Annotated in this window: 18 protein-coding genes; 7 read left to right on the top strand and 11 right to left on the bottom strand. The window is 62.3% G+C overall.

Annotation, left to right across the window (positions count from 1 at the left end):
- Positions 1 to 144 precede the first annotated feature (144 nt).
- The 3 genes from ACQEVG_RS21280 to ACQEVG_RS21270 all read left to right on the top strand — a co-directional run bounded on the left by ACQEVG_RS21280 (position 145) and on the right by ACQEVG_RS21270 (position 6547).
- Positions 145 to 3702 (top strand): NB-ARC domain-containing protein, encoded by a 3558-nt coding sequence (locus ACQEVG_RS21280; RefSeq protein ID WP_432986318.1) that lies wholly within the window; start codon positions 145 to 147, stop codon positions 3700 to 3702.
- On the top strand, positions 3699 to 4913 hold the full coding sequence (locus ACQEVG_RS21275; protein WP_432986316.1) for a damage-control phosphatase ARMT1 family protein: 1215 nt from the start codon (positions 3699 to 3701) through the stop codon (positions 4911 to 4913). The genes ACQEVG_RS21280 and ACQEVG_RS21275 overlap by 4 nt, the downstream gene beginning before the upstream one ends.
- A gap of 197 nt (positions 4914 to 5110) precedes the next feature.
- Complete coding sequence (locus ACQEVG_RS21270) at positions 5111 to 6547, top strand: DNA phosphorothioation-associated putative methyltransferase (protein WP_432986314.1); 1437 nt, start codon at positions 5111 to 5113, stop codon at positions 6545 to 6547.
- Between the two features lie 5 nt (positions 6548 to 6552).
- On the opposite strand, the gene dndA is transcribed toward ACQEVG_RS21270, so the two are convergent.
- A complete protein-coding gene (dndA, locus tag ACQEVG_RS21265) occupies positions 6553 to 7695 on the bottom strand; it encodes a cysteine desulfurase DndA (protein WP_432992782.1) in 1143 nt (380 codons plus the stop codon).
- A gap of 77 nt (positions 7696 to 7772) precedes the next feature.
- Here dndA and dndB point away from each other — a divergent pair, with 77 nt between their 5' ends.
- The 4 genes from dndB to dndE are packed head-to-tail and all read left to right on the top strand — an operon-like array spanning position 7773 to position 12738.
- The gene (gene dndB / locus ACQEVG_RS21260; RefSeq protein ID WP_432986312.1) at positions 7773 to 8903 is read left to right on the top strand and encodes a DNA sulfur modification protein DndB; all 1131 of its coding nucleotides are present in this window, start codon (positions 7773 to 7775) and stop codon (positions 8901 to 8903) included.
- Positions 8900 to 10390 (top strand): DNA phosphorothioation system sulfurtransferase DndC, encoded by a 1491-nt coding sequence (gene dndC / locus ACQEVG_RS21255; RefSeq protein ID WP_432986310.1) that lies wholly within the window; start codon positions 8900 to 8902, stop codon positions 10388 to 10390. The genes dndB and dndC overlap by 4 nt, the downstream gene beginning before the upstream one ends.
- The gene (gene dndD / locus ACQEVG_RS21250; RefSeq protein WP_432986308.1) at positions 10377 to 12371 is read left to right on the top strand and encodes a DNA sulfur modification protein DndD; all 1995 of its coding nucleotides are present in this window, start codon (positions 10377 to 10379) and stop codon (positions 12369 to 12371) included. The genes dndC and dndD overlap by 14 nt, the downstream gene beginning before the upstream one ends.
- Positions 12361 to 12738, top strand: a complete 378-nt coding sequence (gene dndE / locus ACQEVG_RS21245) for a DNA sulfur modification protein DndE (protein ID WP_432986306.1) — start codon at positions 12361 to 12363, stop codon at positions 12736 to 12738. Before dndD ends, dndE begins: the two co-directional genes overlap by 11 nt.
- Before the next feature lie 106 nt (positions 12739 to 12844).
- Here dndE and ACQEVG_RS21240 read toward each other — a convergent pair whose 3' ends face one another.
- From ACQEVG_RS21240 to ACQEVG_RS21195, 10 genes are all read right to left on the bottom strand, one after another.
- The gene (locus ACQEVG_RS21240) at positions 12845 to 13336 is read right to left on the bottom strand and encodes a DNA phosphorothioation-associated protein 4 (protein ID WP_432986304.1); all 492 of its coding nucleotides are present in this window, start codon (positions 13334 to 13336) and stop codon (positions 12845 to 12847) included.
- Positions 13333 to 15399 (bottom strand): AAA family ATPase, encoded by a 2067-nt coding sequence (locus tag ACQEVG_RS21235; RefSeq protein WP_432986302.1) that lies wholly within the window; start codon positions 15397 to 15399, stop codon positions 13333 to 13335. Before ACQEVG_RS21235 ends, ACQEVG_RS21240 begins: the two co-directional genes overlap by 4 nt.
- Complete coding sequence (locus ACQEVG_RS21230) at positions 15396 to 15560, bottom strand: hypothetical protein (protein WP_432986300.1); 165 nt, start codon at positions 15558 to 15560, stop codon at positions 15396 to 15398. Before ACQEVG_RS21230 ends, ACQEVG_RS21235 begins: the two co-directional genes overlap by 4 nt.
- Positions 15561 to 15585: 25 nt before the next feature.
- Positions 15586 to 17685, bottom strand: a complete 2100-nt coding sequence (locus ACQEVG_RS21225; protein ID WP_432986298.1) for a DEAD/DEAH box helicase family protein — start codon at positions 17683 to 17685, stop codon at positions 15586 to 15588.
- Entirely contained in the window at positions 17682 to 18161 is a 480-nt protein-coding gene (locus tag ACQEVG_RS21220) for a hypothetical protein (RefSeq protein ID WP_432986296.1), read from the bottom strand. The genes ACQEVG_RS21225 and ACQEVG_RS21220 overlap by 4 nt, the downstream gene beginning before the upstream one ends.
- A gap of 246 nt (positions 18162 to 18407) precedes the next feature.
- Complete coding sequence (locus ACQEVG_RS21215) at positions 18408 to 18713, bottom strand: hypothetical protein (protein ID WP_432986294.1); 306 nt, start codon at positions 18711 to 18713, stop codon at positions 18408 to 18410.
- A complete protein-coding gene (locus ACQEVG_RS21210) occupies positions 18710 to 18895 on the bottom strand; it encodes a hypothetical protein (RefSeq protein ID WP_432986292.1) in 186 nt (61 codons plus the stop codon). The genes ACQEVG_RS21215 and ACQEVG_RS21210 overlap by 4 nt, the downstream gene beginning before the upstream one ends.
- A complete protein-coding gene (locus tag ACQEVG_RS21205; RefSeq protein WP_432986290.1) occupies positions 18895 to 19941 on the bottom strand; it encodes a major capsid protein in 1047 nt (348 codons plus the stop codon). The genes ACQEVG_RS21210 and ACQEVG_RS21205 overlap by 1 nt, the downstream gene beginning before the upstream one ends.
- Positions 19942 to 19956: 15 nt before the next feature.
- The gene (locus ACQEVG_RS21200) at positions 19957 to 20367 is read right to left on the bottom strand and encodes a head decoration protein (RefSeq protein WP_432986288.1); all 411 of its coding nucleotides are present in this window, start codon (positions 20365 to 20367) and stop codon (positions 19957 to 19959) included.
- 103 nt (positions 20368 to 20470) lie between these two features.
- Positions 20471 to 21205 (bottom strand): hypothetical protein, encoded by a 735-nt coding sequence (locus tag ACQEVG_RS21195; protein WP_432986286.1) that lies wholly within the window; start codon positions 21203 to 21205, stop codon positions 20471 to 20473.
- Positions 21206 to 21262 lie beyond the last annotated feature (57 nt).

Below are 21262 nucleotides of genomic sequence, written 5' to 3'. Positions count from 1 at the left end.
GTGGCTGTGCTGGTGCCGGCTCCTGCCCGCCTGGCGTCTGGACTGTCGAACTGATGCTGCACTCTTGTCGCAGCGAAGGCCCTACGCCGCTGGTCAGCGCGCCCTACGCTGTTACCGTCGTTGATGTCGGTCGAAGGAGCTTCGGTGGGCACGGTGCAGCGCTGGACCGGCAGGGAGGCGCGAGCACTACGGCTTGCGACGCGTCGAAGCGTGCGCCGCTTCGCCGCCTACCTCGGCGTCAGCGATCGGACAGTGTCCAACTGGGAGGCCCGGGGCGAGGAGATCGTTCTGGCACCGGACTCTCAGGCGTTATTGGATACGGCCCTGGAGCAAAGTGGCGCGGATGTTCAGCAGCGCTTCTGGGACTCCGTCGGTGCTCCGATACCCGCTCCTACGCCCGCACCGGACAACTACCTCCCGATACCCGTTCCGGAGCCCGGCTTGGTGCACAGGTCAGATGATTTCGAGGGGCTCGTCTCCGTTTTGCGGGAGGCGACGGCGGCTGGCGGCATCGCTACGGTGGCCGTCTGCGGCCCGGGAGGCTTCGGGAAGACGACGCTGGCGACCCAGGTCTGCCACGATTCCCGGGTCCGGGACTCCTTCTCGGAGATCTTGTGGGTGGAGACCGGCGAGGGGTGCACAGCAGCCAGAGTCGTCGAGCTGATCTCTGATCTCTGCGTTCATCTGGACGGCAGCCGCCCAGCGCTCACGGATCCGGAGCAGGCCGGGTTCCACTTGGCCCGTCTGCTCCAGGGACGCCGGGCCCTCCTAGTAATCGACAACGTCTGGTCCGCTGCCGATCTCGGGCCGTTTCTGCTGGGCGGAGAGGACTGCGTCCGGCTCGTCACCACGCGGAACGTGCGCGTGTGCCCCACCGCTGCTCGTGTCGTACGGCTGGGGCCCATGACGCCGAGCGAGATCAGCGAACTGCTCACCCGGAATGTGGGGGCCCTGGGCCATCCCGAAGCCGCGCGACTCGCTGATGTGTGCGGCGGTTGGCCGCTGTTGGCGGCAATCGTCGGGGCAAATGTCTCACAAGACGTGGTTGCCGGCGCCCCGGCCGATCGCGTCGTCTCGGAGGCGAGCGAGGCAATCCGCACCTACGGTCCCCAGGCTTTCGATGTATGGGACTCGGACCAGCGGAAGAACGCGATCGGGCAGGCCCTCACGTCCAGCCTGCGCAGCCTGGACGAAAGCGTTTCGATCGCAGGGAGTTCGGACCTTCGAGACCGATACCTCTCCCTCGCGGTCTTTCCGCCGGCGGCACCCATCCCGGTGCCAGTGCTCTCCCACTGGTGGCATACCGCACACGGCTGGTCTCCCCACGCCGTACGGCAATTCTGCCGCGTGCTGTCGGACCGGTCTCTCATCAGCGCATACCTCGCCGACCGGGACGCCATCGTGCTGCATGACGTGTTCCGGTCCTACCTGCGCCATCTGATCGGAGATCGCTGGGCGACCCTCCATCGCTCCCTGGTCGAGGCGTACCGGCAGACCACGGACGGCGAGTGGGAGACGCTGGACGAGACCCACGGCTACCTCTGGCGCCATCTGCCCTACCACCTGCACGAAGCCGATCTCGACGCCGAGCTGGTCAGCCTCCTGGCATCCCCGCCGTACGTCATGCGCAAGGTCGGACTCGTCGGCCACCAGTCCCTGACCGCGGACGCCATCGTTCTGGATGCCCTGCCCCGGCGGCACGAGGACACCCACCCCCAGCATCAGGTGTGGCTGACCGCCCGCATGATGACCGGCGCCGGATACCTGCTGAGCGGGCTGGAAAAGCCGGCGGACCTCGCCTCGACACTCTCCATCGTGCTGCAGCGCTCACCGCTTCCCGCTGCTGCCCGAGCCCTTGACCATGTCACCGGCGCGGAGGCCGTGCTTGCCGCGAAGTGGCTGCTGCCGCCCGAAGACGCCGCGCCCCAAGCTCTGGCACCTGGGCATGTAGGCGCTGTTGTCAGCGTCTCCACTGTTCGCAACCTTGTGGCTTCAGGTGGGGAAGACGGAGTGGTCAGGGTTTGGGATCTGGACACCGGTCGGCTGTTACGGACCCACCAGGCGCACACCGGCTGGGTGTTCGCCACCGCACTGTCCCCGGACGGAATGACCGTCGCGTCCGCGGGAGACGACGCAGTGATCCGGCTATGGCGGACCGATACCGGCGCCCCCGTCGGCGTTCTGACAGGTCATACCCGTCGTATCCGCAGCCTTGCCTTCTGCTCCTCCGGTTCCGTCCTCGCCTCGGGGGCCGAGGACGGAGCCGTGTGCGCCTGGGATGCGGAGCGACTCGTGCTCGTGCGCAAGATGCATACGGCCGGAACTCCCGTCTGGTCCGTGGCAATCGGCGGAGACACGGACTCGGCCTTGGCCGCCGTTGGCGAAGACGAGTTCGTTCGCCTTTTCGACCTCAATACCGGCCGCCTTCTGGATGAGCGCGCAGCGCACCGGGACTGGGTGCGCTGCGTGGCGTTTGCCCCAGACTCCCCTCTGCTGGCGTCCGGCTCCGGTGATCGCTCTGTCCTCGTATGGAACGCGGCCGGCGGACAGCTGGTGGCCGTCCGCCGGATCGCCGACCTCAAAGCACGTGTACGAGCCGTCGTCCTGTCGCCACGGGCCGATGTCGTCGTCACCGCCACCGAGGAACCGAGGATCCAAGCGTTCTCGGCAGAGGGCCCAGTGGGTGAGACGCAACTGCCGCCCGGAGTCGACTGGGTGCGCTCAGTTGCCCGTACAGACGACGGCACCGTGATCGCGGGCTGCGAGGACGGCGGGGTCCGCATCTGGAATTCAGGAAGCGGCCGACTCGAAATCCTGGGCAGCGGCTCGAACACCGTATGGTCCACACAGTTCGCGGCCGACGGCCGTATCGCCGCTGTTGGAGACGGTGCCGGAAACGTCGGACTCCTCGACGCGTCGACCTCGGCGTTCCGCCGTAGGCTCTCCGCGGCACACGGACGCGTGTGGTCCCTGGCTGCCGGTACGGAGTACGTTGCGGCGGCGTGCGGCGACGGATCGGTCAGAGCCTGGTCACTGGTCGACACCGCCTGGGACCTCACGCTGAACCAGGACACCGCACGGACATGGGCCGTAGCCATGGCCCGCTCAGTGCCTCGCCTCGCCGCGAGCACCGGAGACGGGCACATCCGATGCTGGGATCTCCCCGGCGGGTCGCTGCTGTGGAGCCAGGACGTTCACGCCGGGCGACTGCGGTCGATCGCCTTCGACGACAGCGGGGACCTTCTGACCGCCTGCGGCGGCGACGGCTCTGTACGCGTGTGGCATGCCCCCACCGGCGAGTTCAGGGGCCGGTTCACCAACCCCAGCGGATGGGCTCGCGCCGTCACCGTGAACGGACCAGGCAACCGGGCCGCAGTCGGGGCCGGCACTGGAGACATCTCAGTACGGAACCTCGACACCGACAGGTTCACCGCTCACCTCTCCGGTCACACCGGCCGCATTCTCATGCTCGGCTTCACGAGCGATAGAGATCGTCTAGTGTCGGCTGCGGCAGACGGGACCGTACGCTTGTGGTCGATCAGCGAGCAGCGGCAGATCGCCGAGGTCAGGGTGGACGCCTCCCTGCACTGCGCGGCGTTCGACAGCCGGACCGACCAAGTGCTCGTCGGCAGCGCCGCAGGCGTCGTGGCTCTGAACATCAAGGGACACATGAGCGATATGCGAAGGGCTCAGACACCATGACAGCGAAGACCTCCGGCGCCTCAGACGACCAGACCGGCCGGATCCCCGAGTCCAGCGCTCCGGTGATCTTGAGCAACGAGCCTGGCACGTTCGCCTGGGGTGTCCTGGACAAGCGGCATCCAGCCCTGATCCAACAGGTTCGCGATGCCTTCCCCTACGGCCCTCGACAGCACCAGGCGCTCGACGCTCTGCAGGACGAGATCACCAACGGTGTCGTCGAACCGCTCGACGCCTCTGGCCACGGCCACGAAGTCTGGTCGGCATGGGGCCGCGAAAACTTCGGACGATCGTGGTTCGATGCCCCGTTCCTCTGGGCTGAGAGCTACTTCTACCGCAAGCTCCTCGCCGCCACCGGATACTTCGAGCCCGGCCCATGGCAGGGGGTGGACGTCTTCGGTCCCTTCAAACAGGCCGAACTGCGCAGCGCACTGGTAGATGAAGAACTCCGAGCACTCGACGCACTCCCCTCCCAGCCCGCGGACAAACAAGCTGAGATGCTCCTCCAATCGTCGCTCTGGGGAAACCGCGCCGATCTGGGCTTCTGTCTCTCGGCCGGAACGGCGACGCAGAGCGACACCGCCACGAACCTGGTCGCTGATGACAGCTCACTGCTGTGGTCACTCCTCGCCGCCGGAGCACCCTCGACCGTCAGTGTGGTGGCGGACAACGCCGGCCGAGAACTCATCCCCGACCTGATCCTCATCGACTACCTACTCCAACACGGCTACGCGGCCGATGTCGTTCTGCACGTCAAGCCCTATCCGTACTACGTCTCCGACGCGACCATGGACGATGTCATCGACTGCCTGCGCCGCCTCGTCGAAGCCCCAGGCCAGGCAGGCGAAATCGGCAAGCGCCTGTGGGATGCCATGGGAGCCGGACGACTCGACGTGCGCGCCCACGCCTTCTTCTGCGCCCCACTGCCGTACAAGGATATGCCCGAGGACCTGCGGGAGGAGCTCAGGACATCCTCCTTGACCATCATGAAGGGCGACCTCAACTACCGACGTCTCGTCGGAGACCAGCTATGGGATGCGACAACGCCATTCACGGACCTGACGGCCTACTTCCCTGGACCGGTCGCTGCTTTGCGCACCTTGAAGTCCGACGTCATCATTGGCCTGAGCGACCAAACGCTGACTGCCCTCGATGCCTCCGACGAGGAATGGCGTACCAGCGGCACGCACGCTCTGGTTCAAGCACGGTCGTAGACAAGGCTTCCGTCCGCCCTGGCTCCCGTCCGCCCTGGTTCCCGGTTCGACTCCTACATGGGTCGGGCTCTCCGAGCCCCGGCCTTCACGTGCGCAGTCCACCGCTCGATCTAGTGTGATCGGGCGATCGCGCTCCGCGCTGGCCCGTTCGCTACTACTCTGCCACCGTCCCAAATCCCCGCACATGCGAGGACTCCATGCAGCAGACCTGGAACAGCGAACGCCGTCTCACCGCGATCGGACGAGCTGCACTCTCCGTCCCCGCTCGCCAGGCCCTCGCAGACAGACAGCTCGTCCCGGAAAGGACGATCCTCGACTACGGCTGCGGGCGAGGCGACGACGTTCGCTCACTCGATCGACTGGATTGCCGGATCGCGGGTTGGGATCCGTATTACCGCCCAGAGACGAAAGTGGAGCAGGCCGACGTCGTGCTCCTTACCTACGTCCTCAACGTCATCGAGGATCCCGCGGAACGCCGCCACACTCTGATGCAGGCATGGCAGTTGGCCAACACCGTCCTCATCGCCTCAGCCCGACTCACCTGGGAGAAGTCCAAGGTTCGGGGCAAAGAGTTCGGCGATGGGCTTCTCACCAGCCGGCAGACTTTCCAGCACTTGTTCGGCGCCAGCGAACTCCGGAACTACGTCGAAGAGGTCACCGGCACTCGCTGCGTATCCGCTGCTCCAGGCGTCGTCTACGCCTTCAAGGACGATGCCGCGCGCCTCAGCTACCTCGCGTACCGGATCGTCCCGGATGCCGAGTGGCTTGCCTCGGAAGACACCGCCTCAGCGATCACCGCCCTTGTTGACCACGTCGAGCACCGGGGGCGTCTGCCACGGGTGGAAGAGATGCCGCGCAATGTGGCAGAGCTCCTGGCACATCTGAAGCCCGGCGAACTCAAGCGGCTGGTCCGCGACTCAGCCGATCCCGAGAAGGTAGCCGAGGGAGGCAAGCGCACCACCCTCAACACGCTGCTATTCCTCGCCGTTGAGCTCTTCAACGGCCGGGGCCCGTTCAGCAGCCTCCCGTTCAGCGTCCAACTGGACGTCCGGGCCTTCTTCTCCTCGTACAAGGAAGCCTGCCAGCGCTCCGACCGGCTTCTCCTCAAGCTCCGGGACGACACGTACGTGCGCGGTGCGATGAACGCCTCAACCGTCGGAAAGCTGACCCCGACTGCCCTCTACGTGCACCGCCGGGCGATCGACCACATCCCGACCATCCTGCGCCTGTACGAGCACTGCGCCTCGATCGCCGCAGGTCGCCCCCAGGAATGGACCCTCGCCAAGCTCAAACACCGGGGCCGGGCAGTGAGCTGGCTCGACTACCCAGAGTTCGACAATGACCCCCATCCTCGGATCCGCTCCTCCTATCAAGTCGACCTCCAGACACTCGAGACATCACACATGTCATACGCGAACTCCGCGAATCGCCCCTTGCTCCACCGCAAGCACGAGTTCCTGACACCGGACGACCCTGATGTGCCCCGCTACCGACGCCTCACGGAATCCGAGTTGAGGGCGGGCCTGTACGAGCATCCGCACCTCATCGGCACCGAGAATGGCTGGGAAGCCGAGCTGATCCGGTGCGGCCGTACCCTCCGAGGGCATCGCTTGGTACGCCGCCTGCAGAGCTGATCGCCTCAAGCCGAGTCGGGCTGAAGCTCCATAATGGCGTCAACCAGCTCCTCGACGTTCAGGTCGTCCGTCTGGCTGGGGAACCACGAGAGCCTGAGCCCGTTTGCCGCCACAGCTTCGGGGAGCCCCATGGCGGTTAGAACGTGGCTGGGCGTGTACGAGGCACTCGTACACGCCGACCCAGTCGCCACAGCAACCTGTTGCTTGAGCCGGACGATCAGCGCCTCAGCGTCAACCCCGTCAAAGGACAGGTTCAGGATGTGCGGGACTGCGTGCTCCTGATCCCCGTTGATACGAAAGCGGGTCTTCTCCAGTCCTGCCAGCAGCCGAGCCCGGATCTCAGTGGCGCGATCCTGCCATTGAGCGTGCTCGCTCCGGAAGATCTTCGCAGCCTCAGCCAGCCCCATGATCAGCGGTACTGCCAAGGTGCCTGGTCGAAGCTTCCGTTCCTGACCGCCTCCGAACATGATCGGCTCTAGCGGGACTCGGTCCCAGCCCCTGCGACGGATGACCAGAGTTCCGATCCCCTTCGGCGCCCCGATCTTGTGACCACTGACGCTAATCATGTCGATGGGCCCAGCTAGGTCTCCCAGCACCTTGGCATACCCCTGCGCAGCATCAACGTGGAAGTAAGTCTGCGTCTCGCGCAGCTTCTCGGCCAACTCGGCAACAGGTTGGATGACGCCTGTCTCATTGTTCACGTGCATCAGAGACACGAGAAGCGTGTCTGGGCGGAGCTTCTCCATGACGGCTTCTGCACTGACGCGCCCCGGAGCACCCGGCTGAAGGAAGTCCACCTCGAAGCCACGTGACTGCAGTTCCTCCAACGGCTCCAGCACCGCCTTGTGCTCAATTGCCGAGGTGATGATGTGGCGCCGGCCACTCTTCTCGCCATAGGGAGCAAGCCCGAGCAGCGCGATGTTGTTGCTCTCCGTGGCCCCGCTCGTGAAGATCAACTCTTCCGGCTTTGCGGCGACGGTGCCCGCCAGATACTCGCGCGCCTGCTGCACTGCCTTCTTCGCCCGCGTCCCGTACTCGTGCGTACGGCTGCCCGCGTTGCCGAAGTCTTCGGTCATCCAGTGCAAGACCACGTCTGCCACACGCGGGTCCACGCGTGTCGTCGCTGCTGCGTCCAGGTACGTAATCAAGAGGTCCACCAAGTCTTTGAACGTAACTTCTGCATCCTGTGCACGTCTTATTGCTTCCGTACGATAGCGTTCCGTTCGTGGGGTCTCACGCATCTACGAAGACCGCCGACGAGACGACGTCCGCTGGCTTCGACTACATTTTTCCGGCCATCCGCGGAGTCCAGGCGGGACGCGAGTTTTACGTGTCCATGTGTCCGCTCCGCCTCATTCCCCGGATCTTCTTGTTTGACGACGATGAGCTCGCCCCAGAGGTCAGAGCGCAGCGCGTGCTCAACAAGGGGCGACTCCCTGCCTTGACCCGTTACCTGCTGGACAACCCAGACAATTACGTATTTAGTGCGCTCACTGCCTCAGTTGATGGCGACATGCACTTCGAGGGCATCGCTGGCGAGGGACCAGGCATGCGTGCAGGCCAGATCCGCATTCCCATGTCTGCCCGCTTCCTCATCAACGACGGCCAGCACAGACGGGCGGCCATCGAGCAAGCTCTTCGAGAGAACCCGGACCTTGGCAACGAGACCATCGCGGTGGTGTTCTTCCATGACGCAGGGCTCGAACGCTGCCAGCAGATGTTCGCCGACTTGAACCGTCACGCCGTGCGTCCAGCACGATCCATCGGGGTGCTCTATGACCATCGCGACGACCTGGCCAACTTGACCCGCCTTCTCGCGATGCGGTCACCCGTCTTCAAGGGCCATATCGAGATGGAGAGCAGCAATCTCTCCAAGCGCTCTCGCAAGCTGTTCACTCTGAGCGCCCTGCACTTCGGCACCAAGTGCCTGCTGCAGGGACTCAAGGTCGACAACGAGAGGGCGGCCGCCCTGGCTCAGGCATACTGGGAGGCCGTCGATGCACAGGTCCCCGACTGGTCTCTGATCCGCCAGCGCACCCTGTCTGCACCTGACGTACGCCGCGATTACATCCACAGTCACGGCATCGCCCTGCACGCTCTCGGACGCCTAGGAAACACATTGCTCCAAGAGTCAACCAGCCCGGCGAAGTGGCGCAGCCGGCTCAAACTCTTGCGCACTGTGGACTGGTCCCGCAGCAACACCGACTGGGAAGGGCGTGCCATGACGGGGGGGCGTGTCCAGAAAAGTCAACAGAATCTCACTTTGACCGTGAACTACCTGCGCCATCACCTCGGCCTTGAGCTCACCCCCGAAGAGCAGAGCGTGGAAGACGCGTACCTACGAGGAGAAGCATGAGCACCCCGACTCGGCGGAAGCCGTTCCAGGGCCGAAGCCTCACCGAAGTCGTCGCGGAACTGACGGAAGAGATCCGCGAGCTGTATGTGGCCGATGAGGTGCCATGGGTCGTTGGCTACAGCGGCGGCAAGGACTCCACTGCGGTTCTGCAGCTGGTATGGCTAGCGCTCCAAGGACTTCCGGTTGAGCAGCGGACCAAGCCGGTCCATGTGATCAGCACAGACACTCTCGTAGAGAACCCCATCGTCGCGAGCTGGGTCTCTCAGTCGCTGGAGACGATGCGCCAGGCCGCGGCAGAGCAAGCCCTCCCCATCGAGCCGCATCGGCTTACCCCCGAAGTCAAGGACACCTTCTGGGTCGGGCTGATCGGCCGTGGATATCCGGCCCCACGCCCGAAGTTTCGGTGGTGCACCGAGCGCCTGAAGATCCGGCCCTCGAACAGCTTCATCCGCCGAGTAGTACGACGCCACGGTGAGGCAATCCTCGTCCTCGGCATCCGCAAGGCTGAGAGCCAGGCACGTGCCAAGGCCATGGCCAAGCACGAGAAACGTCGCGTCCGCGATCGGCTCTCTCCCAACGGAAACCTGCCGAACTCCCTCGTCTACAGCCCGGTCGAAGACTGGACCAACGACGACGTGTGGCTCTTCCTCATGCAGCAGGCCAACCCTTGGGGACACGACAACAAAGACCTTCTCACCATGTACCAAGGCGCATCAAGCGATGGCGAGTGCCCTTTGGTCGTCGACGACACCACCCCTTCATGCGGATCCAGCCGGTTCGGCTGCTGGACGTGCACGCTGGTCGAGCAGGACAAGTCCATGTCCGCGATGATCCAGAACGACGAGGAGAAGGAGTGGATGCTCCCGCTCTTGGAGCTTCGCAACGAGCTGGACGTCGCCGATGACCGTCACCTGCGTGACTTCCGCAAGATGCACGGCAACATCCAGCTGTTCAATGACCGGAACGTCCCAGGCCCGTACACCCAGAAGGCTCGGGAGGACTGGCTCCGCAAGCTACTCCACGCCCAGACCTACATCCGCGGCAACCCAAACGTGCCGGACCACGTACGCAGCATCGAGCTCATCACCATGGAAGAGCTCCATGAGATCCGTCATCATTGGGTCTTCGAGAAGCACGAGGTCGAGGACTCTCTTCCACGTATCTACAGGGAGGAGACCGGCGAGGACTTCCCTGGCCGCCCCTTGGATGAGCACCTCGCCATTGGCGCCGAGGAGATCGACCTGCTCCGCGAAGTCTGCGACGGCGACGAGCTGCACTTCTCAACGATGCGAGAGCTTCTTGCAGTGGAGCGCCGGTTCCGCACTATGACCCGTCGTTCAGGTCTCTTCGAAGCCTTGGAGACCGCGGTCGAAAAGGGCTTCTACGAGAACGAAGAGGATGCCGTCGAGAACGCGCGCCGCAGGCGCAAGCGCCGCGACACCCCACTCTTCCCGCTGACTGAAGCGAGCACCGATGCTTCTGCGTAACATCACCCTCCAAGACTTCGGCGCCTACCGCGGGAAACAATTCCTCGATCTGACGACGACGCCTGGCAAGCCGATTGTGCTGATCGGCGGGCTCAACGGGTGCGGCAAGACCACGCTTCTGGACGCCATCCAACTCGTCCTCTACGGAGCACGCGCCCGCTGCAGCGGGCGCGGTTCACGCCCCTACGAGTCGTATCTCCGCGAGAGCATCAACCGGCAGGCAGATCCCGCCGCTGGTGCCAGCATCTCGCTGGAGTTCTCCATCACCGTGGACGGCGAGGAGCGTATCTACAGGCTGCACCGCAGCTGGAAAGTCAGCGGCAAGACGCTCAGCGAGTTCACGAGCGTCTTCATCAACGACAAGATCGACCCAGTCGCGGGCCAGAACTGGCCTGATTACGTTGAGGACCTGCTCCCGCTGGAAGTTGCGTCCCTCTTCTTCTTCGACGGAGAGAGGATCGAGTCACTCGCCGATCCCGACCGCGCGGCCAACGTCATTGAATCTGCAGTGCATTCCCTTCTGGGCGTCAGCACCATCGAGCAGCTGCGCTCCGACCTGCTTGGCCTCCAGCGTCGGCACAAGCTGTCAAACGAAGACCAGAAGGTCATCGATCGCATCCATGAGCTCCAGGCATCGTATGCCGATGCGGAAGAGCAGGTGGACGTCGCCTTCCAGATGCAGGGGAAGAAGCAGGCTGAGCTGGACGTGGCCAAGAAGAGGCTTGCTGAGGCCGACCACGCCTTTGAGAAGGAAGGGGGCGACCTATATCGCCGACAGACCGCGCTCGAAACGGAACGCAAGGAAGTGGGGAAACAGCTCGCCGCCACGCAGGACATACTCCGCCAAAAAGTCGCCGCCGGTCCTCTGCCGCTGCTGCTGCTCGGAACCCAGATCACGGCGGTCCGAGAACAGGGCGAGCGTGAACGCGCAGCGGCGGCAGACGGCCGGGTAGTGGATGTACTTGACCAGCGCGACCAGTGGATCCTGGAGCTCCTCGCGGATGCGTTGCCCAAGACAGACCGCGACACTGTCGCTGAGCAACTCTACGCCGACAGGAAGAACCGCAGGAACAACTCCTCCTCGGATTGCACGCTCAATCTCTCAGATGGCGCCTTGTCCAAGCTCTCAGCTCTGAGTGAGCTCCTCGAGCACGAGCGCGCTCGTGCCAAGGAAGTTCTTGCGCAGGCAGCGAAGCAAGCGAAGCGGCTGGAGAGTATCGACCGGCTCCTCGGTAGCGTCCCCGACGAAGAAGCCATTACTAAGCTACTTGAGCAACGGGACCGCGCGATGCGCGAAGCAGCGATGCTCGAAGCTGAGTTCAATGCAGCAGCCGAACACTACGCCGCGAATCTACAGCGCCAGGAACGGCTCAGGAGCGAACTCGAACGAGTTCATCAAGGACGAGTCCGCAGTATTGAAAAGGCCGAAGACTCAGCACGTCTCATCACCTACACCAACAGAGCCCGGGATACCCTCGACAAGTTCAGCGACGCTCTACTGAAACGTCATATCAACCGACTGGAAGTTGCGGTTCTCGACAGTTTTACGCGGCTTATGCGGAAGAGCGGCCTTATCCGCAACTTGCAGATCGACACAGACAAGTTCCGGCTCACTCTCCTCGGCGATGACGACGAGCCGATTGACTCTGGACGTCTCAGCGCCGGCGAAAGGCAGCTTCTCGCCATCTCTCTGCTGTGGGGACTCGCCCGAGTCGCAGGAAACTGGCTGCCAAGCGTGATCGACACCCCACTTGGTCGTCTGGACAGCAAGCACCGCGAGCACTTGGTCGACCGCTATTTCCCGCACGCGAGCCATCAGGTGCTGCTCCTCTCGACGGACGAAGAGATTGACGAACCTCTTCTGACCAGGCTCAGGCCATCCATCGCTCACACGTACACGCTCGAACACGACGACCAGGCGTTCACCACGTCGGTTAAGCCCGGCTATTGGTGGACCGGGGGAACTTCACATGTCGCTTGAGACAATCCGCCTATCCCAGCAGGCCAAGGACCAGCTCAGCCGACTCAAGCGGACCACCGGGATCAAGAACTGGAACATCCTGTGCCGGTGGGCTCTCGCCATGTCGTTGCAGGACCCCTCGACACCGCTGGTGAAGGACGTTCCCACTGACTCCAACGTGGAGATGGACTGGAAGACCTTCGCCGGCTCCCAAGGTGATATCTACCTCGCCCTGCTGAAGCATCGGTGCCAGCAAGACGGAGCGGAGCCGACGGACGAGGCCGTGTCGCATACCCTCCGCGTCCATCTACAGCGTGGAGTCGGCTATCTCGCCGGCCGTAAGGATCTGCGCAGTATCCAAGACTTGGTGAGCGAAGCCAGCGTTTAGTGGCATATCGAGATTATTAATCCAATGCCCATTGAGTGAGGGGCGGGACACCGACAACAGCATCGGTAGCCTGCCCCTCATTCATTTCGCTGACGCTAGATCACTCTCAGGACCAGTCCGGACGCGTGATGAGCTTCCGAATGTCGGCCGGTACCTTGCTCGACTTCTCCTTGTCCGCGTTGGCTGCTTCGCGGACAAGCCCCACCAACACATCCCTCACTTGGGATCGACTCGCGTTTATCTCTCCCTGGAGTACTGCCAGCCCACCGTTGGCGTACTCCTCGAAGATATTGATGCGCTCAAGGGCTCTCTCATCGCTCAAAATCTGAGCGTCGCCAGGGCAGTTCAGCACAGCGAGGGCTTCGATGAACGCCTCGCCAGTGTGAATCTTCTGGAAGACATTAAACCGAATCGGATCTACAAACTTCTCAAACGGTTCTCGACGCTGGCGCGCCCATCCTAGCGCCGCCGCGAAAAGCATGACCTCAGCCTTCCTCTCGAAGACGCCATCGTTTTCCGCGAGTAGCTGTTCGATCAACGGTTCACGGTCACGCGGACGGCGAACTCGCAGATCCACACTCTCCACCTCAGTCGTCATGCCTGTACCTCCGTCAGAACAGCACCGTCGAACGACGAGCCCACAATCTGGTACGGGTAGCCGCGCCCGTTCACACTGATTGAAGCCGTGACATCTTCAACATCGGCTTTCCGAGAGTGCGCAGTAATCACGTACTCTTTGCCGACTGTAGGCGCCAGGTACTCCTCGGCTGCGCCTTCGGCCTGGGCCTTACTCGTCAGCACGATTACCTGCGAGGCCATCCGCGGAAGGAAGGTTGCGACTCTCCTCCTGTAATCCACGTCCAGGTTTCCGAAGGCAGCGTCCATGACCACCGGGAAATCACTCATGTCGCTCATCGCATGCTCGTCGTTCTGCGCCACGTGCCTGCACTCCTCCGCAAGTGCTGCAACGAAGGCGAGGGCCAACAGCATGTTCTCCCCCGTCGACTTGGGTGCACGGCGCCGTTGGTCTCCACTGCCAACCCACAATTCGAGCACGAATTCTGAGGTGAGTTCTGGGACATAATCCTTGAACGCAGACTCTTCAAAGACACGTCGAATACGGCTGTCGAGGCTCCGCCGAGTCCTCTCAGATAGGAGGTCCAAGGTCCGCTGAAGCGCTTCCTCTGCCTCCTGAAGAATTCGGATTCGCTTCTGAACAAGCTGGTTAGTCAGGTCTTTCATTTGAAGAGTGTCGAGTTCCTCACTTTTCTGCCTTAGCAGGTTGTCCAACTCTCCAATACGAGCTTGCACAGCACCAAGACGACGAGTCTTATCTTCTACAGAGCTTGCCTTATCTTCAAGCGACACTTCTAGCTTGGCGATGTCTTCGTCAGGGACGTTCTTGAGTTTCGCCCGAAATTCATCGAGCTCAGCATTGAGCTCGCGAACGTCCTTGCGACTCTGCGCAATCCTGGAATCCAGTGAGTCGAGCTCCATTATCGCTGACTTGCGCTGCTCTTCCAGCCCCCCCATAGATCCCTGAAGTTGCGCCCAAGCGCTTTCCACTTCAGCGAGCCCCGCCCGGTCCAGCCATTGTTCGATACTGGCCCGCTCAGAGCTCCCCGCCAGCAAGTGAGTTCCACAGATGCATTGGGATTCATCAAGCAGGTCCTTAACGAAGGTTCTCTTCAGGGGGGCTGGCAGATCGCCACGCTTCCGCAGAGCCTCACAAGCCACCTGAATCCGATCTGACATTTCTGGGAGAAAGGTCAGGTAACCTCGCTGGCGAACCAATTTATTGCGAGACTCCAAATCTTCTGCCAGTCGATCATCGACACTCTCTTTGAGTTTCTTTACACGATCGCGCTCCTTCTGGATCGCGGCAGCTCCCTCAAGCGTGCGAAGTCGAGCCTCTACGCTGACGATCTCGTCTTTGAGGTGGCCGATCTCAGACTTGAGAAGAGCCTGTGCCTCGCGCTCCTCTTCTCTCTCTGTCTCGCGTCGATCAATTTCAGCGTTGACCTTTTCGATGGCCCCGGTGCCGCCACCTTCAGATTTCAACTTGTGACGCATCTTCTTAATCGCATTCGGAAGGTGACGCTTTGCCCGCACCAACGGCTCGATTCCGAGAACCGTCTTGATGGCAGACTGGATCTCGGAATACGCCTCCTGCTTGGCAAGATGCTCAATGCGTTCACCATTGATGAAGAAGAACCCACTGAGCTGACTCGGAAGAATCTTATCGATCGTGCTGGATGCGTTTTGCACCTTGCGCCAAACGCCACTCCCATCCTCCACGTCCAGGTCAAACTGCTCTCTGCCGACGCTCTGCGTGTTGCCGCGTTTCCTGACAATCCGGCGTCGCGTGGCTCGATAAGTCTTTCCGTCATGCTCGAAGCGGACGACGACCAAGGCGGAGATATCTTCCCCTTCAGCAGCAACGATCCAAGCCTCAGAATTTACCAATGCCTCCTTGTCTTCGAGGTCATCAGTGACCTTTCCGTACAAAGCCCAAAGGAGTGCGTTCAGAAGGGTTGTCTTCCCACCGCCATTCGTTCCGTAAAACGTCGTAACGTTTTTACCTTCGGACGTGGAAAACGTCGCACCCTGCTTCCCGCCGTACGTACGGAAATCTTCGAGCTCGATGTCCAGAAGTTTCACTTAACGATCCCCTCAACCCTCGCAACGATCATTTCTGCGATCCCTTCAGGCTTGTCAAGATTGAGGTGCTCATGCTCAATTTCGAGTACTGCGCCCAACAGGTCCCGAGCCTCCTCGCTAAGTCCTTCCCAGATCTCCGTGATTTCCTTGCCCTCGTCCATTCCGGCACCCCTCTCACATGCACTACTACAGGTCCATGAGGTCGTAGCACTCACGCAACTCCCTCAGTTGAGCCAAGGCAAATCCCTGATTCTCTGCGTAACGAGCAAACTCTACGCATCGCTCAAGTTCACGCCGGAAGAGCTTCCTCTCAATTTCGTAGAGATCCGCATCCCCTGGGGGAACCGCCACAAAATCGATGATTTCAGCCCTCTTCTTCCCCTCGGCTCGACGAAGCACTCTCCCACGCCGCTGAATGAATTGTCTGGGGTTACTACTACTTGCCAGCATGTATGCAATTCGCGCATCTGGAAGATCTACACCTTCATCCAAACAGCGCATAGACGCCAGTACTCGAATATCTCTTCCCGTAGAGAAATCCCTCAGAATGTCGCGACGGATGGCGGGACTTTCCGCCGCGGTGTACGGGTGTGTAGGGATTCCGAGCTCGGAACCCGAAACAACCATGGCATCATCGATTTGACGAACACCTGAAGTTCCGCCATCTCGACTGGGACGACCTCCCGCGGCGCAGTAGATCAGTTGATACGCGTCATCTTGACGTTGCGCTAGTTCCGTACGCAATGCGGCGATCTTGCCCTCGGCATGACCAAGAACGTTGGCCCTCTTCTGCTGAAGCTGCCCCAGGCGATCCTCTACGTCAGCTCCTGAGCTCGCACGTGCGAAGAGTTTGCCAATCTCCTTGGTCAGATCGGCGTAGAATTCCGACTCCTCGCTATTCAGCGGAACGAGAATTGGGAAGTATCTGTACGGCGTGAGGGCTTCCATCTCAATCGCCTCTTTGATTCCCAACTCGATTAGGATATGTCCAAAGAAATCAAGAAGCGCACCAGTGCCTTCTGTATCGAGATGGCGTACAGGAGTCGCCGAAAGTCCCAAACGGAACGTGGAATGCCCAGGAAGGCAGCCTTGCATCTTCAAGGACCCGAGATTGTGCACCTCATCAGCCATGAAGAGGATTGGCCATTCGATTCCTTCAAGGATTCGCTGAAACCGATCAGTGGCGAATGTAGAGTTGGTAACCACAATCGCCACATGCCTCGCATTACTGAAAGATCCTAGTGCCGCGATGGCATCTACAACATCGGGCTCCCAGCTCTGCCACGCGTCTCTGCACTGGATCGGGGTCACCCCGAAGCTTCTCAGCTGCGCAGTCCATTGATCTGCCAATCCGAGAAGAGGAACGACGATGACGGTAACAAGTGGGCTGCCGGCAGCCCTTAGCTGGCGTCCGAGTTGATCTCCAGCAGCCAGCCCCGTGATTGTCTTCCCTGTGCCAGTGGCCATCTGAAAGATTCCCCGCCCTTCGGCGGAGAGCCACGCCTCGATAGCTTGCTTCTGATAATCCCTCAATTCGATATCAGTAGGAAGCGTTAGCCATCCAGTAGCCGAATTTGACGTCGGCGATCCCGTATTCTCACCGCCTGTCGCCCTGCCCAACTCGATGAGCTTCCGCCGTGCAGCTTCGGGGAAATCAATCACTTCCAACCGCGACGTCTCGCCCGACCATAGAGCATCGAAATCTCGCTGGATCCCAGCCGCACGTTTACTATCTTCTGGTTTCCAGGAGGAAAACACTTGGATTGATTCAAAGTTGTCGAGGAACGCTGCGGCAGTCTCGTTTAAAGAGCCGGTAAACGCCACCAGATTACCGTGACCATCGGTAATGGTGCCGATCTTCTCGTGATAGATCCCGATTCCCCGGCTTGATCTCATCAGAGCGATCTTGATGTCGAGTTGACTGTTCGCGATTAGGCGTCCCAGCCGACCAACTCTCGCCAAATCAGACTGAGGTAGCCCAGAAGCTTCTTCTAGTTCGCGAACGATGGCACGACTCACGATTTCGCGATACTCGTATCCTTTTTTGATCGACTCGACGTCCTCAGTCGTCAGGTGAGGGCTTGCAACAAGTCGAATTCGACCGCCAGATTGTTCCAGCGCCTCCACCCCACGCGCCGCGACAGCCAGGGACCCACTCGTGAAGTATCCGACCGCCCTGTCATAGCGAACCGCCATCTCAAGGCAAGGATCATAGAAATCCTCGGCGACATCATCAGCATCACTCCGATACCTGTCCGCAATAGAGATGGATCGAAGATCTTTCACGATGCCCTCTTCCTTCCGCGGATTGCCGCCATGAATCCACGTGCCGTCAGCGGTTCAGCTACTTCTTCCGCTTTTACCAGTCGCACGGCGCCAAGTTCTTCGCCCTCCTCAATGGGCAAATGATGTTGAATAGGGGATGCCATTGACAGCAGCAATGCGGCCAAAATGTCTTCCGCAGTCCTTGGTCCGCAATTCCGCAAATCAAGAATTTCAGGAATTGTTGATCTCAAGAGTGCCCGAAGGTTCCACATTCCGTTGGCTGTGAGCGCTCTTCGCGCCCGCACCGTGGAGCAGAAAGGTCGAACATCCACCATGGGCGCTCGCGAGACGCCAAGAAGGTTCTCAATCTTCTCGCTGCTCTCGATGACGACTAGTTGTTTGGCGACGGATTGAGCGGCAGCTTCACGGGCACGGACAGTGGGGCGCTGCGCGATGACCGACACCGGGGACGTGGAGGACAACGAAACCTCTTCCATGCCGCCCCCATTCATTCCCCTGTTATGGCGCCTGCCCGGGCACGCAGGACGCCCATACCCCGACCGCATACGCCGCGCTGGCCACCCATCGTAGCCGGTCGACAACCATTCTATGGACCTACGCATGTCATACTGTCGGGTAACACATTCCGTTGGACAGTAAGCGCTTTCATTGGTAATGATTAAAGGTTTTGCAGCACCATCATCCCTTGCCAACCATCGCCACAATTACGTCCAATTCGGCGGTCAGCGCATCGGGCGACGCACCAACAAAGTCGGAGATTGGGTCTCTCCTCCGCTGTCCCCGGCACCTTCAAGCCCTGCGATCTGGCGCTCGAGAGCCTTGACGTTCTCCGCGTTGTTGACAGTGGCGACCCCCTGAACCGTGACAGCCAGGGGGTCGGACACGAGGGCGGCCTTGCGCTCGCGGAGGACTTCGGTGGCGACGGCCGGGAGTGATCCGAGGCGCTGGTAGCGGGTGTCCAGATCGGCGCGGTCAACTTCGCCCAGTTCGGAGCGAAGGTAGGCGTATTCGGCGTCGGTGAGGGTCACTGTGTCTCGGCCTTGGTGCGGCGGGACTGGCGGGGCGGATCCGGGGCCCAGACGTCGGGGTGCGTCATCTGCTCGGCGATTGCCGGGTCGGTGATCTGCGTACCGGGCTGGAGGAGCACGGTCTCGTGCGTTGTTGGGTCGATGACGAAGACCGCGACGGCGAGGGTGCGGGCGACCGGCATCAGAGAACCTTCGCGGTGATGTGGATGTCCGGGACGTACAGGATGGGCATGGCGACCGCGGCGCCCTTCGTCCAGACCTGGACCGGGTCGTCCTGGTAGCCCTGGGTGATGACGATGCCCGGGGCGTCCTCGCGGGTGATCGCCGGGTTCGTGCCGGAGGACAGGACCAGGGACTCCGCCGTGATGCCGTACTGGGTCTCCGCCCACAACTGCGGGTTCGGCGGGAGGAGGATCCAGCGGTCCTCGGGGATGACGCGCTGGTAGGTGTCGTCGACGGAGATCTGGACGTCGTAGACGGTGATCGGCGGGAGGTTGTAGCGGGCGCGGACGACCTCGACCTCGTTCGGGGCGAGGACCGCGGTGGGGGTCGTCGAGCCGTTGACGCTGCCGTAGTACGCAGCACGGTAGGAGTCGTTCGCGGCAAGGGTTGCTCGGGCCTTGTACGAGGTGATCACACGGGCCGGAAGCGGGGCGCCGATGGAGCGCAGGTACTCGATCCAGCGCAGTTCGTCAGCGAGGGGATCGCTGGTCGGGTCGGACCAGGGCTTGGCAGCGGTGGGCATGTTGGCGGCCGGGACACCGAAGTCGGCCTCCAGGTGCAAGCCGTTCTCGCCGCTGAGGGTGAAGACTCCGTCGGTCAGAAGGTCGCCGGCGGCCAGCTCCATGCGGTTGTAGATGGACTCAACGTGCCGCTCAATGTCGTCGTAGAGCAACTCGATGAACTCGGAGGCGTCTGCACCTCGGGAAGTGTCGAGGAGGATCTGCTCGAGTTCGCCGACGAGCAGCTTCTGGCCGAGCGGCGGCAGCATGCCCTCGGCGATGATCTTCTCTGCCTGCCTGCGGGCGACAGCAGTCGGTGTTTCGTACGCGCGGAACTTCGCAGCGTTCACGCGGCGCTTGCTGCTCTTGATGCGGAACTTGACGGAGTTCAGGCGGCGTTCGGGCATGACCGTGCGGGTTAGCTCGTAGTCGGCCGGAGTGGTCATGGTGCGGGCGAAAGCATTGATATCGGCGGCGTCGATGTCGCGCAGCAGGTTGTCGAGCATGGTCGGTGCGGCTCCTCAGATGAAGTGGATCTGCGCGGTCGACTGGGCGATGTCTGCCGGGTTGAGGCCGCCGGGGATGTGGGCGACCGCGATGACGCCGTGCCACAGCAGGGCCGCCCCGGCGCGAGTGCTGGTCGGGGCGAAGGAGACCTCGGCGAGCAGGACGCCGGTGAAGGTGTCGCGGCCGTCGGTGGCGGCCTTGTCCCACGGTCCGTAAAGGCCGGTGGCGGTGACCCGGCCGAGCGGGACGCCAGCGAGGAAGGTATTGCGTGGCTGGAGGAGGCTGCTGGGCCTGTAGTGCGTGCCGCTGGTGAACAGAGCGATGTCGAGGGTGACGGTGAGCGGGGTGTCGAGCCCGTGCCGGGAGGCGAGCCAGGGGCGGTCGGCGGTGGTGGACTTGGAGTAGGTGATCGGCTGGAGATCCACGCCAGGTTCCTTCGGGGCAGGCCGGGTGAGCGGCGAGTCCGTACGGTCACCGGGCGGTGCCGTCGTCCGCGGTCAGCTGATGGGGCGCGGTCCCCGTGAGGCGTCAGGTGTTGTTGAGGTGGCCACGGCGGCGGGCGATGTCCAGGCCCAGCAAGCCGGGGCGCGATGGAGTTCCGCCGGAACGCGGCGGGATGCCGCCGGACGGGCTGCCCGAGGGCGGGGCCGGCGGAGGTGTCGGGAGGTGCTGCTGGCTGAAGAGTTCGGGGCGGCGCTGCTTCAGGTCCTCGGCGGCCTGGGTGAGGGCGGCGTCGTTGGCATCCGGATCGGCGGCTCGGCTGAGCAGGACGACGGCGTCATCCAGGTCGCTGCCGGTGGCGCCGAGGCCGACGAGGAGTGCCCGTTGAGCGGCGTCCCGTTCGCGGGCCGCCGCAGCCGACTCGCGCTGCTCGGCCTGCCGTTCGCGCTCGGCAGCGGTCTGCTCGCGACGCTCGACCTCGGACAGCTGGGCCTGTTCGGCGTCCTTGCGCTCCCGCTCGGCTTGGCGCTGGGACTCGATGAAGTCGGTCAGGGCCTTCGCGGAGTCGAAGCCGAGGTTGCCTAGGAGGTCGCGTACACCCGCGCGGCGGCCTTGGTCCTTCTCCTTCGCGAAGCGGCGGGACAGCTCGTCCTGAGGAATGGTGATTGTCGCGGTCTCTGCATCATCCGGATTTGGGTCGCCCGTCGGCGGGTTGCCTGGATCGTCGGAGGACGCTCCGACGATCGGCAGAATGGGACGACCGTCCCGGCGAAATCCGAGCGGAGCGAGCGGCAGCGGCGGACGCGCACAGTGGGCGGCCATGGGCACTCCTCACCCAAGCGCCCCCGCGCGGCGCAAGCCTATCCTCAAGTCCCACCA

It is taken from the genome of Streptomyces sp. CA-135486 (assembly GCF_050936555.1).
Classification (GTDB): domain Bacteria; phylum Actinomycetota; class Actinomycetes; order Streptomycetales; family Streptomycetaceae; genus Streptomyces.
Note: the sequence above shows the minus strand (reverse complement) of the source record. Positions and strands in the feature narration are given on the sequence as shown.